We start from the raw sequence: 14120 nt of genomic DNA on the forward strand, positions 1-14120 counted from the left end.
GTGTGCTCTTCCGATCTGACCCCGGAACGATGTTCCGGGGGCACCGTCGTCGACAGGGGTCGGAGAGGAGGGTCAGGCGCTCTTGTCCCGGCGCTCACGCTCGGACTTGCGCGGCACGATCGTCGGCAGGACGTTGTCGTTGACGGTCTCGGCCGTCACCACGACCTTCTCGACGTCGTCGCGACTCGGGATGTCGTACATCACCGGCAGCAGAACCTCTTCCATGATCGCCCGCAGACCGCGAGCACCGGTGCCCCGCAGAATCGCCTGGTCCGCCACGGCTTCGAGTCCGTCCTTGGTGAATTCGAGTTCGACGCCGTCCATCTCGAACAACCGCACGTACTGCTTGACGAGTGCGTTCTTCGGCTCGGACAGGATCTCGACGAGGGAATCCTTGTCGAGATTGGTCACCGATGCAACGATCGGGAGACGCCCGATGAACTCGGGGATCAGGCCGAACTTGATGAGGTCCTCGGGCATGACGTCGGCGAAGTGATCGGTGGTGTCGATCTCGGCCTTCGACCTCACCTCCGCACCGAATCCGATGCCCCGCTTACCCACTCGGTCGGACACGATCTTCTCGAGACCCGCGAACGCCCCGGCGACGATGAACAGCACGTTCGTCGTGTCGATCTGGATGAATTCCTGGTGGGGATGCTTGCGTCCGCCCTGCGGGGGAACCGACGCCTGCGTGCCCTCGAGGATCTTCAACAACGCCTGTTGAACACCTTCGCCCGACACGTCGCGGGTGATCGACGGGTTCTCGCTCTTCCGGGCGATCTTGTCGACCTCGTCGATGTAGATGATTCCGGTCTCGGCGCGCTTGACGTCGTAGTCGGCGGCCTGGATGAGCTTGAGCAGGATGTTCTCGACATCCTCACCGACGTAACCGGCCTCGGTCAACGCGGTGGCATCGGCGATCGCGAACGGCACGTTGAGCATCTTCGCGAGCGTCTGGGCCAGGTAGGTCTTGCCACAGCCGGTGGGGCCCAACAGCAGGATGTTCGACTTGGCGAGTTCGACGGATTCACCGCGCGAGTCGCGAGCCCGATCGCCCGCCTGAATGCGCTTGTAGTGGTTGTAGACGGCCACCGCGAGCGTGCGCTTCGCATCGTCCTGGCCGATCACGTAATTGTCGAGGAAGTCGCGGATCTCCGCGGGCTTGGGAAGTTCGTCGAGCTTGACCTCGCTGGTCTCGGCGAGTTCTTCCTCGATGATCTCGTTGCAGAGGTCGATGCACTCGTCGCAGATGTAGACACCGGGGCCCGCAATGAGCTTCTTGACCTGCTTCTGACTCTTTCCGCAGAACGAGCACTTGAGCAGGTCTCCGCCGTCACCGATACGTGCCATCTGTCAGGTCCCTACTTCCTCGTGTGCGTGCATCCGATCCCGTGACCGGCAAACGAGCGTCGGCCCGGGGCGCGGGCCCTTTGATCGACCGTACCCGGAGTGCGGTATGCGGGTCGACAAGTTCCCAGCGTTTCCGGTCATAATTGTGCGCCACATGATGTGTCACACTTCACACCTGCGATACCGGCCCGGCTCCGACCACGAGCAACATGGTCGGACCGGGCCGGGCGGGTCACTTCTGCGCCGAGAGCTTTCGGTATTCGAGGACGTTGTCGATCAGTCCGTACTCGACGGCTTCGGCCGCGGTGAGGATCTTGTCGCGGTCCGTGTCCTTGCGGATCTGGTCGGCGTCCTTGCCGGTGTGCTTGGCGAGGGTCGTCTCCATCAGGCGACGCATCCGCTCGATCTCCGCCGCCTGGATCTCGAGATCCGACACCTGCCCCTGGATGCCACCGGTCGCCGGCTGATGGATCAGCACGCGGGCGTTCGGAAGCGCGAGCCGCTTGCCGGGGGTCCCGGCGGCGAGGAGCACGGCGGCGGCGGACGCCGCCTGTCCGAGGCACACCGTGGTGATGTCGGCACGCACGTACTGCATGGTGTCGTAGATGGCCATCAACGACGTGAACGAGCCGCCCGGAGAGTTGATGTACATCGTGATGTCACGATCGGGATCGAGCGACTCGAGCACGAGCAGCTGCGCCATCACATCGTTCGCGGAGGCGTCGTCGACCTGGACGCCCAGGAAGATGATGCGCTCCTCGAAGAGCTTGTTGTACGGGTTGGATTCCTTGACGCCGTAGCTCGAGTGTTCGATGAACGACGGGAGGATGTAGCGGCTCGCCGGCGAAGCAGGAGCGGCGCCACCGAGCTGGCGTGGGTCGAACATGTTGGTCATCGCTTCTCCAAGATTCGAGAGGTACGGGGCAGATCAGGCCTTGGGCGGGTGCCGGCTACTGGTTGCTGGTGCCGCCGGCCTGCTGGGCACGGGCGACCACGTGGTCGACGAATCCGTACTCGAGGGCCTGCTGCGCCGTGAACCAACGGTCGCGGTCGGAGTCCTTGGTGATCTGCTCCACCGTCTGTCCGGTGTGCTCGGCGATGAGCTCGGCCATTTCACGCTTGGTGTGTGCGAACTGCTCCGCCATGATCGCGATGTCGCTGGCCGTGCCACCGATTCCCGCGGACGGCTGGTGCATCATGATCCGTGCGTGCGGCAGGGCGTAACGCTTGCCCTTCGTGCCCGCCGAGAGCAGGAACTGACCCATCGAGGCCGCCAGGCCCATCGCGAACGTCGCGACGTCGCACTCGACGAACTTCATCGTGTCGTAGATGGCCATACCCGCGGTCACCGAGCCGCCGGGCGAGTTGATGTACAGCGAGATGTCGCGGGTGGGATCTTCCGCCGACAGCAGCAGGATCTGCGCGCACAGCTTGTTGGCGATGTCGTCGTCGACCTGGGTGCCGAGGAAGATGATCCGCTCGCGGAGCAGGCGTTCGTAGACCGAGTCGCTGAGATTGAGACCAGCGGTGGCCGAGGTCATCGTCGGACCGAGGGATGTCGCCGGATTCTGAGGAGTCACGGTACCTGCCTTCTCGTCGATCGTGGTTTCCTGACACTGACACTAACGAAACGGGGCGGCACCGGATGCCCGGTGCCGCCCCACTTCGCTCATAGCGGAAAAGATTCCACTACTCGGCTGCCTTGTCCTCGCCGTCCTCGGCCGCCTCGTCGGCGTTCTCGGCGTCGTCCTTCTTGTTGCCGAACAGCTCGGAGGTGTCGACGGTCGCGCCGGTCGTGTCCGTGACCGTGGCACGCTCGACGACCTCGCCGAGCGCCTTGCCGCGGCGGATGTCCGCGAAGACCGCGCCGAGCTGGTTGGCCTGGCTGATCTGCTGGATGAACTGCTCCGGCGGGATGCCGTAGCGCTGCGCCTGGAAGAAGATGCTCTCGGTGAGCTCCTGCTGCTCGACCGTGGTGTTCTCGGCGTCGGCGATGGCGTCGAGGAGCAGCTGCGTCTTCACCGAGCGCTCCGCGGACTCGCGGGTGTCCTTGTCGAACTCCTCGCGAGTCGTGCCCTGCGCCTCGAGCGCCGCATCGAGCGCGGTCTCGTCGTGGTCGAGCTCGTGGATCGCGTCGTGCAGCACACGATCGACCTCGGCCTGCACGACGCTCTCGGGCAGCGGAACCTCGGTCTTCTCGAGGAGAACCTCGACGACCTTGTCGCGAATCTCGCCCGCCTGGCCGACCCGCTTGACGCGATCGACACGCTCACGCAGGTCAGCGAGGAGCTCGTCGATGGTGTCGAACTGGCTCGCGAGCTGGGCGAACTCGTCGTCGGCCTCGGGCAGCTCGCGCTCCTTGACGCTGTTGACCTTGACGGTGACGACGGCTTCCTTGCCCGCGAAGTCACCCGCGACGAGCTCGGAGGTGAACTCCTTCGACTCCTCGGCCTTCAGCCCGATGATCGCCTCGTCGAGGCCGTCGATGAGCTGGCCGGAGCCGACCTCGTGGGACAGGCCCTCGGTGGCGGCCTCGGGAACCTCGGTGCCGTCGACCGTCGCGGACAGGTCGATCGAGACGAAGTCGCCGTCCTGCACGGCGCGGTCGACACCGACGAGGGTGCCGAACCGCTGACGCAGTGACAGGAGCTGCTCGTCGATGTCCTCGTCGGTGATCTCGACGGGATCGACGGTCACGGCGATCTCGGAGAAGTCCGGGAGGGTGATCTCGGGACGGACGTCGACCTCGGCGGTGAAGACGAGCTCGACGTCGTCCTCGAGCTTGGTGATGTCGATCTCGGGCTGGCTGATCGCGTTGACGGCGTTGGCGGTCACGGCCTCGGTGTAGCGCGACTGGATCGCCTCGTTGACGACCTGCTCGAGCACGGCTCCACGACCGACACGCGCCTCGAGGATCTTGCGGGGTGCCTTGCCGGGGCGGAAGCCCGGGATGCGGACCTGGCCGGCGAGGGACTTGAAGGCGCGGTCGAAATCAGGCTGGAGCTCCTCGAAGGGCACCTCAACATTGATACGGACTCGCGTCGGGCTCAGCTGCTCGACGGTGCTCTTCACGGACATGACTCCTTCTTGTCGTGCTCTGGTCGGTCGTTGACTTCTCACTACTGAGCGCGCTGACGCCGTTCGATACCGGTCGGGATGACAGGATTCGAACCTGCGACCCTCCGCTCCCAAAGCGGATGCGCTACCAAGCTGCGCCACATCCCGTCACACCGATCCCCGAGGCAGCTCGACAACGCCCTGCCCGGGTACCGGAGAGAATCCTACGGCCCCCCGATTATGAATTCCAAAGCGAGGTTCGGTACAGTCTCATCCTGCAAGCGGCACACAGCGCCGGACCACCGGAAAACCACCCGGTGACCAGCGGATGAGCCACGAGCGCGGGGATGTAGCTCAATGGTAGAGCCCCAGTCTTCCAAACTGGCTACGCGGGTTCGATTCCCGTCATCCCCTCTCCGACACGCCCGCGACCGGATCCCCGGTCGCGGGCGTTCTTCGTCTACCGGACCGCACCCCGGGCTCGGTCACCGTTTCGTGTCGATACCTTCCCGCCTCCGCGAACCTCCCCGTGTGACCTCTCATCGTATGAGAGCGTCCCGTGTGTGAGCGACACCTCCGACCGCACCGTGTCCGGACCGGGCAGCGGCATCCGCGCCACGCGGCGATCGTCGGTGGTCGCCGTCGCGCTCCTCGACGCAGCACCCGAGTGGGACCGGTTGACCGCGCTGCTCGCGCCCGGCACGGCCACCGCCGACGAGTTCCGGCACCGGATCGTCGAGGTCCCCCTGGGGCTCGAGATTCCCCGTCGGGCCGTCGACGTGTCCTGGCAGCTCGACCGGATCACGGTGCCGACCACCGGGCGCGTCGGCGACGTTCTCGACCACGCGACCACCGTGCACACCGCAGGGGACGACCACCCGCACTGGGGTCTGACGCTGATCGACGGTCTCACCGGCGGACAGGCCGCCCTCGTCATCCGCGTCGTCCCGCCGGGGCGCGTCACCGACGACTCCCCCGGAATCCCGGGGTCGGTGTGGGAGTGGCTCCGCAGCATGCCCGAGTACGCGGCCCGCACCGTCCGGGACACCACCGACTATCTCGCGGGTACCGCCGCCGCGATGGTCCGGTCCGTGTTGACTCCGGGTGCCCCGCCGATCCGGATCCCGTCCGAGGCGGGAACGGCACCGCGTCTCCATGTACTCGACGTCCCCGCGACGACGCTGCGTGAGGTCACGGTCGCGGCGGGATGCGCGCCGGAGAGCGGCATCGCGGCGGCCGTGCTCCTCGCCCACGCCGAGTACCGGACACATCGCGGTGCCCCCGGCGGCGGGAGCGGCGGTGTGGGCGTCGACGAACCCCTCCTCGACGACGGTACGAGCCCGATCGAGTTGATGCGCCGGGTCGATGCCCTCGCCGTCGACGCGCCGGGCGATCCGGCTCCGGCCGCGCGACTGTTCGGCCCCGACGACGTGCTCACCTGCGCCGTCCCCGGCTCACCGACGCCCCTGCACATCGCCGGGGCCGGGATCGAGCGGTACTACGGTTTCGGCCTCACGTACGGGTCGGCGTTCAACGCGACACTCGTCCCCTACCACGACACCTCCTGTGTGGGCCTGTCCGTCGATCCGATCGCGGTGCCGGATCGGACGGAATTCGATTCGTGTCTGCGCTCCGGCGTCCGGGCCGTCCTCGAGGCCTGATCCGCCGGTACGCTGGAGGGGGACCCGGACCGGCACGTCGTGAGGATCCACCGTGGAACTGTTGCTCATCGTCGCCGTCGTGGGTGTCGTCGTGTACTTCGTCTCGCGATCACAGAAGAGTTCGTCGCGGCACACAGCGGCCACACTCGACGACGCGAAAGCCGACGCGCGCCAGGCCATCGAGCGGCTCGGCGGCCAGATCTACAATCTCACCGGCTCCGACGACGCCTCGCGTCAGGCACTCGCCGACGCCGCCGAACGGTACACGGCTGCGGGCTCGCAGATCGACCAGGCGAACACACCGGTGCAGGCGCGTCTGGCGAAACAGACCGCCCTCGAGGGGCTGTACTACATCCGGGCGGCGCGCACCGCGATGGGTATGGATCCGGGCCCCGAGATCCCGCTCCTCGACGGTCAGAAGGCCGCCGGTGCGGTCACCGAGTCCCGGACGGTCGAGTTCGAGGGCCGCTCCGTGTCGGCCTCGCCCACCCCGTCGCGTGCCACACCGAACTATTATCCGGGTGGTCGCGTCGCCGGACGGCCCGTTCCCGCCGGCTGGTATTCGGAACCGTGGTGGAAACCCGCGCTCGTGGCCGGCGCATGGGGCATGGGGTCGGTCCTGTTGTTCTCGACGATGTTCGCGGGGATGGCCGGGGTGCCGTACGACGCACAGGCGTTCGCCGACGGATACGGAGACGGATACGCCGACGCACAGAGCGACATGGGTGACGTCGGTGACCAAGGCGGCATGGGCGACCAGGGTGACATCGGCGACGCCGGCGGATCGGACTTCGGGGACTTCGGGGACTTCGGGTTCTGAGCCACACCGACCACGCCCGGGCGATCAGTCCGGCTGGCAGGTCGGGCACCAGAACAGGTTTCGGGCGCCCATCACCTTGTGCAACACCGGGCTGCCGCACACGCGGCACGGCTCACCGGCCCTCCGGTAGACATAGGTGCGCGGTCGGTCCTTCGCGTATGCGGGCGCGCCACAGTCGTGTTCGGGCCGAACCACGTGCATCCGCCCCTTCTCCATCCCCACCTGCATGAGGTCGACCAGGTCGAACCACATCGCATCGAATTCGGTACGCGACAGGGACTTTCCCGCGCGCATCGGGTTGATGCCGTGCCGGAAGAGTATTTCGGCACGGTACACGTTGCCGACGCCCGCCAGCACGGATTGGTCCATGAGGAGGCCACCGATCGCACTGCGGGACCGGCGGATCCGCTGCCACGCCTGATCCGGGTCGGCGTCGGCCCGCAACGGATCGGGGCCGAGCCGCGCCTCGATCGCCTCCACCTCACCGACGGTGAGGACATCACACGCGGCGGGCCCCCGCAGATCGCTGCCGTGACGCGGACCCACGATACGCATGCGGACCTGCCCGACCGGTTCCCCGAGTGGCAGGTCCGTGTCGGTGAACGCGCCGTAGATACCGAGGTGCACATGGACGGCGAGGGCACCTTCGTAATGGTGGAACAGGTGTTTGCCCCACGCATCGGCGTGCGTGAGTACGCGGCCGTCGACGAGCGCAGCGCCGTCCGCGAACCTTCCCTGGGGGCTGGACACGCGCACCGGCCCACCCGCGTACCACTCGTGGTGGAGGCGGGCGAGCCGGTGGAGGATGTGGCCTTCGGGCACGGACGATCAGTTCGCGCCGGGCACCGCCGGCGCGACACCGGTCTTCTCGTATTCGGCGAGGATGTCGATACGACGCTGGTGGCGCTGCTCCTCCGACCATGCGGTCGCGACGAACGCGTCGACGATCGCGAGGGTCTCGTCGAGGCTGTGCATGCGCCCGCCGATGCCGATCAGCTGCGCATTGTTGTGCTCGCGGGCGAGCTTCGCGGTCTCGACGCTCCATGCGAGAGCGCAACGCGCACCCGGGACCTTGTTGGCCGCGATCTGCTCGCCGTTGCCACTGCCACCGAGGACGATGCCGAGGCTGCCCGGATCGTCGACGGTGCGGCGGGCGGCGTCGATGCAGAAGGCGGGGTAGTCGTCGAGGGCGTCGTACTCGAACGCACCGCAGTCGACGACATCGTGGCCGGCAGCCTTCAGATGCTCGAGGATCTGGTTCTTCCGTTCGAAACCGGCATGGTCGGCTCCCAGGTAAACGCGCATGGGGGGAGTCTAACGAGCCCGGGGGCTTCGGGTCCGCGCGGTGGGTCCACACCCGGAAACCATAGGTTTCTGAGGTATGCCTGGCCTCAGGTTCCCCGGTATTGTGTGCCGAATGTCCCGATCACACCGGCGCCCCGCGCGCCTGCTCCTCACCGCCGTTGCCGCATTGACCGCGCTCGCCGTGTCTGCGTGCGGCTCGTCCGAAACCGACGACGCCGCTCCGTCGAGCGACTCCTACACCGTCACCCACGCGATGGGCGAGACCACGCTCGATCACCGACCCGAGCGCGTCGTCGTCATCGACTCCCCGCACCTGGACGCGCTCGTCGCGCTGGGCATCACACCGGTGGGTGCCACCGAGTCGGGTGCGGCCGCGGGGTTCCCCGGCTATCTCGCGGACGGTCTGGACGGCACGACCAGCGTCGGGTTGACGGCCGAACCCGATCTCGAGGCCATCGCGAACCTCCACCCCGATCTGATCATCGGTGCGCAGGTCCGGCACGAGGCGCTCTACGACCGACTGTCGGCGATCGCCCCCACCGTGTTCTCCGTCAATTCCGGAACCGACTGGGAGGAACAGGCCCGCATCACGGCCGCAGCGGTGAACCGCACCGCCGAGATGGAGGAGTTGCTGACCGGCGTGCGGGAGCGTGCCGCCGCGGTCGGTGAGGAGGTCGGTGCGCCGGGCCGCACCGCGTCGATGGTGCGGTTCCGCCCGGAGAACTTCCGGCTGTACGGACCGCACACGTTCTCGGGCACGATCCTCACCCAGGCCGGCTTCGACCTCGGGGATCGGGACTGGAACGAGTACTCGATGATGGAACTGAGCCCCGAGAACTACGCCAGCATCGACGGCGACGTCGTGTTCTTCACCAATCCGGCGGGCGATCCGGCCGCGTCGACGATGGGTGCGGTGACCGCCCTGTGGGACGGGCTGCCCGCGGTCGCGAGCGGCAACGTCCACGAGGTCGAGGACGAGACCTGGATGGTCGGCATCGGTGTGGTGGGTGCCGGGATCATCCTCGACGACATCGAGCATCTGCTCGGCTGACTGTGAGGATGGATTCACCCTGCCGCATCCGCCGCGCCTGCAGCAGCGGCAGCTGCGGTACCCACTTCCGTTGAGCGAACGTACCCCTCGATCGAATCAGTCGATCGAGGGGTACGTTCGCTCACGGTCGCGAAGTCGCCCGCGGGCGGGTGTCAGTCGAAGACCGGATCCTCACCCCGACTGCGCTTGAGTTCGAAGAAGTGCGGGTACGCCGCCAGCGCGACCACGCCGTCCCACACCTTCCCCGCTTCCTCTCCCCGCGGGATCCGCGACAGCACCGGACCGAAGAAGGCCACACCGTTGACGTGGATCGTGGGGGTACCGACGTCGGGACCGACGGCGTCCATCCCCGCGGCGTGGCTGGCGCGCAGCGCCTCGTCGTAACCGTCGGTGGTGGCGGCGTCGGCCAACGACGGATCGAGGTCCAGTTCGGCGAGCGCACCGGCGATCACGTCGGTGAGGTCGTCGTTGCCCTCGTTGTGGATGCGGGTGCCCATCGCGGTGTACAGGGGGGCGAGGACGTCGTCGCCGTACTTCTGGGCGGCGGCGATCGCCACCCGCACCGGGCCCCAGGCCTTCGCCATCGCCGCCGCGTATTCGGCGGGCAGTTCACGCCCCTCGTTGAGGACGGCCAGGCTCATCACGTGGAACCGCGCGTCGATGTCGCGGACCTTCATGACCTCGAGGATCCACCGCGAGGTGATCCAGCACCACGGACACAGCGGGTCGAACCAGAAGTCGGCGACGTCCTTGGTCGGGTCGCCGACGTCCGTGACGGCAGGCATATCACTCACGATGGTCTCCTCACTCGATTCGGGTTCGACGTCCCCAGTCAACACCGCATCGATGATCTTTCTTCCCGATCACCGCCTCGTGCAGGTCGCGACCGCCGTACCGTCGGACCCACGGCTACGCAACCGAACGGGAGGCGACCCATGTCCGCCGAACAGACATTCGTCATCGTCGGCGCCGGACTGGCCGGCGCGAAGATCGCCGAGGAGTTGAGGGCACGCGACTACGCGGGCCGGATCGTGCTGTTCGGCCGTGAGGAGCACCTCCCGTACGAGCGACCGCCACTGTCGAAGGAGTACTTCGCCGGCAGCAGGATGCTGCCGGACTTCACCGTGCACAACGGGGACTGGTATCGCGACCATCGGGTGGATCTGCGGCTCGGGACGGAAGTGGCCGCGATCGACCGCGCCGCACGGACCGTGTCCCTTCCGGACGGCTCCCCGGTGCATTACGACAAGCTCGCACTCGCGACGGGGTCGTCCCCCCGCTCCCTTCCGTTGCCGGGCGTCGACGCCGACGGTGTGCACGTGCTGCGTACCGTCGACGACGCGGATTCGCTGCTCACCGCGGTCCGCCGCGACGACGGAACGACGGCGCGACTGGCGATCGTCGGTGCCGGCTGGATCGGGTTGGAGATCGCGGCATCCGCACGCGGGCACGGCGCGCACGTGACGGTCGTCGAGTCCGGTCCGGTTCCGCTGGCGGGGTCGCTGGGACCGGAGATGGGTGCGGTGTTCGCCGATCTGCATCGTGCGCACGGCGTCGATCTGCGGCTCGGCGCGTCGGTACGCGAGATCACCGCACCGGACAGCAGGGCCACCGGTCTGGCACTCGGCGACGGATCGACGGTCCCCGCCGACGCGGTCCTCGTGGCGGTCGGCGCGGCCCCCGACGTCGCGCTCGCGCAGCGGGCCGGACTGGAAGTCGACGGTGGGGTGCTCGTCGACGCCTCACTGCGCACATCGGATCCCGACATCGTCGCGGTCGGTGACATCGCCGCCGCCGTCAACCCCGCGCTCGGCGAACGGGTGCGGGTCGAGCACTGGGCGAACGCACTGAACCAGCCGGCCGTGGCCGCCGCGACGATGCTCGGCGTCGACGCCGTCTACGACCGGTTGCCGTACTTCTTCACCGACCAGTACGACCTGGGCATGGAGTACGTCGGGTTCGCGCCGCGCGACACGCGGGTGGTCACCCGCGGGGACGTGGCAGCACGGCAGTTCCTGGCGTTCTGGCTCGACGACGGGAACCGGGTGCGGGCAGGGATGAACGTGAACATCTGGGATGCCGGCGACGACATCCGGGCGCTGATCTCGTCGGGTTCGGCCGTCGACCCGAACCGGCTCGCGGATCCGACGGTGCCGTTGGGGGACGTCGCACGCTGAACTCGGCGCGCGCGTGATGGGATGGGACACGACCGCATCCCGTCGTGAGAAGGAGTTCTTCCGTGGCACCACCGAATCTGACCCGCGAACAGGCCGCACAGCGGGCAGCGGTCCTGCGTATCGACAACTACACCATCGATCTCGATCTCACCGACGGTGCGGGAGCTCCCGGCACGGACACCTTCCGGTCGGTCACCACGATCACATTCGACGCGACGGAGGGCGCATCCACGTTCGTCGACGTGATCGCGCGGACGGTGCGGTCGGCGACCCTCAACGGAACCGCGGTGGACGTCTCCGGGTACACCGAGGAGACCGGCATCGCGCTGACGGGTCTGGCCGCGCGCAACGAACTCGTCGTCGACGCCGACTGCCTGTACACGAACACCGGTGAGGGCCTGCACCGGTTCGTCGATCCCGCCGACGACGCCGTGTATCTGTACTCGCAGTTCGAGACGGCCGACGCCAAGCGGATGTTCGCGTGCTTCGACCAGCCCGATCTGAAGGCGACGTACGACCTGTCGGTGACCGCACCCGCCGACTGGAAGGTGATCTCCAACGCGGAGACCGTGCAGACGACCGCCGCGGAACCGGGCCGTCACGTCTTCCGCACCACCCCGCGGATGAGCACCTATCTCGTCGCGCTGATCGCCGGTCCGTACGCCCGGTGGACCGACGTCTACAGCGACGAACACGGCACGATCCCGCTGGGCATCTACTGCCGCGCGTCGCTCGCCGAATTCATGGACGCCGACAGGATCTTCACCGAGACCAAGCAGGGGTTCGGGTTCTACCACGCCAATTTCGGACTGCCGTACGCGTTCGGCAAGTACGACCAGCTGTTCGTACCCGAGTTCAATGCGGGCGCGATGGAGAACGCCGGTGCCGTCACCTTCCTCGAGGACTACGTGTTCCGATCCAAGGTGACGCGGTACTCGTACGAGCGTCGCGCCGAGACGATCCTGCACGAGATGGCCCACATGTGGTTCGGCGACCTCGTCACGATGCGCTGGTGGGACGACCTGTGGCTCAACGAGTCCTTCGCGACGTTCGCGTCGGTGCTGTGCCAGGCCGCGGCCACCGAGTACACCAACGCGTGGACGACGTTCGCGAACGTCGAGAAGTCCTGGGCGTACCGGCAGGATCAGTTGCCGTCCACCCATCCGATCGCGGCGGACATCCCCGACCTCGCTGCCGTCGAGGTCAATTTCGACGGCATCACGTACGCCAAGGGCGCGTCGGTGCTCAAGCAACTCGTCGCGTACGTCGGGCAGGAGCCGTTCCTGGCGGGTCTGCGCGATTACTTCCGCGACCACGCGTTCGAGAATGCGACGTTCGACGATCTGCTCGCGGCGCTGGAGAGATCGTCGGGCCGCGACCTGTCGCAGTGGGGTGCGCAGTGGCTCAAGACCACCGGCATCAACATCGTGCGCCCGGATTTCGACGTCGACGCGGACGGGAAGTTCACCCGCTTCGCGGTCGTGCAGGAAGGCGCGCAGCCGGGTGCCGGCGAGTGGCGGGTGCACCGACTGGCGATCGGTGTGTACGACGACGACGGATCGGGCAAGCTGGTCCGCACCCACCGCGTGGAGATCGACGTCGACGCGGCCGACCGCACCGATGTTCCCGAACTCGTCGGTGTGCCCCGCGGACGGTTCGTCCTCGTCAACGACGACGATCTGACGTACTGCTCGGTGCGTCTCGACGACGAGTCCCTCGCCACGGTCGTCGACCGGATCGGCGACATCGCCGAGTCGCTGCCCCGCACCCTGGTGTGGTCGGCGGCATGGGAGATGACGCGTCAGGCCGAACTCAAGGCCCGCGATTTCGTCGCGCTGGTACAGCGCGGTATCGCGGCGGAGACCGAGGTGGGTGTGGTGCAGCGGCTGCTCATGCAGGCGCACACCGCGCTCGGCAGCTACGCCGATCCCACGTGGGCGGACGCGGAGGGCTGGACCGCATACGCGAACCGCCTGCTCGAGCTCGCACGGGAGGCCGAACCTGGTTCCGATCATCAACTCGCGTTCGTCAACGCCCTGTCCACCGCGCGGTTGTCCCCCTGGCACACGGAGGTGCTCGAGGAGTTGCTGGGCGGCGCCCCCGAGAGGGTGGGGTTGCCGGGTCTGACGGTGGACACGGATCTGCGGTGGCGGCTCGTGCAGGCCCTCGCCGCCGCCGGGGAGGTCGACGCCGAGGGCATCGAGTCGCCGTTCATCGACGCCGAGGCCGAGCGTGATCCGACGGCGGCGGGCGCCCGGCAGGCCGCGACGGCACGGGCCGCCCGACCGCAGCGGGCGGTCAAGGAGCAGGTGTGGGCGACGGTCGTGGGCGACGACACCGTCGCGAACATCACCGCCCGCGCGATCATCGGGGGATTCGCGCCGGCCGGTCAGGGTGAGCTGCTTCGCCCCTTCGTGGACCGCTACTTCGCGGAGGTGCCCGGGGTGTGGGAGCGTCGGTCGAGCGAGGTCGCGCAGACCGTCGTCGTCGGCCTGTACCCGTCGTGGGCGATCGACGAGCAGTCGGTGCGGGCCGCCGACGACTTCCTCTCCGGAGACCACCCGCCGGCGCTGCGTCGTCTGATCACCGAGGGTCGGGCCGGGATCGTGCGGTCGCTGCGCGCCCGCGAGTTCGACGCGTCCTGACACCGGAACGACACGACGTCGGCCCGGCACCGGGCCTCCGCGGGGAGGCCGGTG

General features: G+C 67.7%; 12 protein-coding genes and 2 tRNA genes. 6 read left to right on the plus strand and 8 right to left on the minus strand.

Features of this window, described 5'->3' with window-relative positions:
• Positions 1-72: 72 nt before the first annotated feature.
• The 5 genes from clpX to LDQ05_RS17230 all read right to left on the minus strand — a co-directional run bounded on the left by clpX (position 73) and on the right by LDQ05_RS17230 (position 4575).
• The gene (clpX, locus tag LDQ05_RS17210; protein ID WP_226438173.1) at positions 73-1350 is read right to left on the minus strand and encodes an ATP-dependent Clp protease ATP-binding subunit ClpX; all 1278 of its coding nucleotides are present in this window, start codon (positions 1348-1350) and stop codon (positions 73-75) included.
• A 232-nt stretch (positions 1351-1582) separates the two neighbouring features.
• Complete coding sequence (locus LDQ05_RS17215; protein ID WP_226438174.1) at positions 1583-2245, minus strand: ATP-dependent Clp protease proteolytic subunit; 663 nt, start codon at positions 2243-2245, stop codon at positions 1583-1585.
• 55 nt (positions 2246-2300) lie between these two features.
• The gene (locus LDQ05_RS17220; RefSeq protein ID WP_226438175.1) at positions 2301-2930 is read right to left on the minus strand and encodes an ATP-dependent Clp protease proteolytic subunit; all 630 of its coding nucleotides are present in this window, start codon (positions 2928-2930) and stop codon (positions 2301-2303) included.
• Between the two features lie 109 nt (positions 2931-3039).
• Entirely contained in the window at positions 3040-4428 is a 1389-nt protein-coding gene (tig, locus tag LDQ05_RS17225; protein WP_226438176.1) for a trigger factor, read from the minus strand.
• Between the two features lie 73 nt (positions 4429-4501).
• A tRNA-Pro gene (locus LDQ05_RS17230) sits at positions 4502-4575 on the minus strand.
• Between the two features lie 175 nt (positions 4576-4750).
• On the opposite strand from LDQ05_RS17230, the gene LDQ05_RS17235 reads away from it, so the two are divergent.
• The 3 genes from LDQ05_RS17235 (at position 4751) to LDQ05_RS17245 (ending at position 6888) form a co-directional block, all read left to right on the plus strand.
• Positions 4751-4821: transfer RNA gene (locus tag LDQ05_RS17235), tRNA-Gly, on the plus strand.
• A gap of 149 nt (positions 4822-4970) precedes the next feature.
• Complete coding sequence (locus tag LDQ05_RS19890; RefSeq protein ID WP_226438177.1) at positions 4971-6068, plus strand: wax ester/triacylglycerol synthase domain-containing protein; 1098 nt, start codon at positions 4971-4973, stop codon at positions 6066-6068.
• 52 nt (positions 6069-6120) lie between these two features.
• On the plus strand, positions 6121-6888 hold the full coding sequence (locus LDQ05_RS17245) for a DUF1542 domain-containing protein (RefSeq protein WP_226438178.1): 768 nt from the start codon (positions 6121-6123) through the stop codon (positions 6886-6888).
• Positions 6889-6912: 24 nt separating this feature from the next.
• On the opposite strand, the gene LDQ05_RS17250 is transcribed toward LDQ05_RS17245, so the two are convergent.
• Positions 6913-7710, minus strand: a complete 798-nt coding sequence (locus LDQ05_RS17250; protein WP_226438179.1) for an Fpg/Nei family DNA glycosylase — start codon at positions 7708-7710, stop codon at positions 6913-6915.
• Between the two features lie 6 nt (positions 7711-7716).
• Entirely contained in the window at positions 7717-8193 is a 477-nt protein-coding gene (locus LDQ05_RS17255) for a ribose-5-phosphate isomerase (protein ID WP_226438180.1), read from the minus strand.
• A 112-nt stretch (positions 8194-8305) separates the two neighbouring features.
• Between LDQ05_RS17255 and LDQ05_RS17260 the strand changes: the two genes are divergently transcribed.
• Positions 8306-9244 carry an ABC transporter substrate-binding protein gene (locus tag LDQ05_RS17260; RefSeq protein WP_226438181.1) on the plus strand — a complete coding sequence of 313 codons (939 nt, stop codon included), beginning with the start codon at positions 8306-8308 and terminating at the stop codon, positions 9242-9244.
• 152 nt (positions 9245-9396) lie between these two features.
• Here the strand turns inward: LDQ05_RS17260 and LDQ05_RS17265 are convergent, their stop codons facing one another.
• Complete coding sequence (locus tag LDQ05_RS17265) at positions 9397-10029, minus strand: mycothiol-dependent nitroreductase Rv2466c family protein (protein ID WP_226438184.1); 633 nt, start codon at positions 10027-10029, stop codon at positions 9397-9399.
• 150 nt (positions 10030-10179) lie between these two features.
• Here LDQ05_RS17265 and LDQ05_RS17270 point away from each other — a divergent pair, with 150 nt between their 5' ends.
• Positions 10180-11421, plus strand: coding sequence for an NAD(P)/FAD-dependent oxidoreductase (locus LDQ05_RS17270; RefSeq protein WP_226438182.1), 1242 nt, complete (start codon positions 10180-10182; stop codon positions 11419-11421).
• Between the two features lie 62 nt (positions 11422-11483).
• Entirely contained in the window at positions 11484-14066 is a 2583-nt protein-coding gene (gene pepN, locus LDQ05_RS17275) for an aminopeptidase N (protein ID WP_226438183.1), read from the plus strand.
• The last annotated feature ends 54 nt before the right edge of the window (positions 14067-14120 follow it).

Origin of the sequence: Rhodococcus yananensis, from assembly GCF_020515525.1 — a bacterium.
Taxonomy (GTDB): domain Bacteria; phylum Actinomycetota; class Actinomycetes; order Mycobacteriales; family Mycobacteriaceae; genus Rhodococcus; species Rhodococcus yananensis.

Bases quoted from the DNA above. Each gene is read 5' to 3' on its own strand.
- LDQ05_RS17270 (WP_226438182.1), top strand. From the start codon at position 10,180: ATGTCCGCCGAACAGACATTCGTCATCGTCGGCGCCGGACTGGCCGGC.
- LDQ05_RS17260 (WP_226438181.1), top strand. From the start codon at position 8,306: ATGTCCCGATCACACCGGCGCCCCGCGCGCCTGCTCCTCACCGCCGTT.
- LDQ05_RS17265 (WP_226438184.1), bottom strand. From the start codon at position 10,029: ATGCCTGCCGTCACGGACGTCGGCGACCCGACCAAGGACGTCGCCGAC.
- LDQ05_RS17255 (WP_226438180.1), bottom strand. From the start codon at position 8,193: ATGCGCGTTTACCTGGGAGCCGACCATGCCGGTTTCGAACGGAAGAAC.
- clpX (WP_226438173.1), bottom strand. From the start codon at position 1,350: ATGGCACGTATCGGTGACGGCGGAGACCTGCTCAAGTGCTCGTTCTGC.
- tig (WP_226438176.1), bottom strand. From the start codon at position 4,428: ATGTCCGTGAAGAGCACCGTCGAGCAGCTGAGCCCGACGCGAGTCCGT.
- LDQ05_RS17215 (WP_226438174.1), bottom strand. From the start codon at position 2,245: ATGACCAACATGTTCGACCCACGCCAGCTCGGTGGCGCCGCTCCTGCT.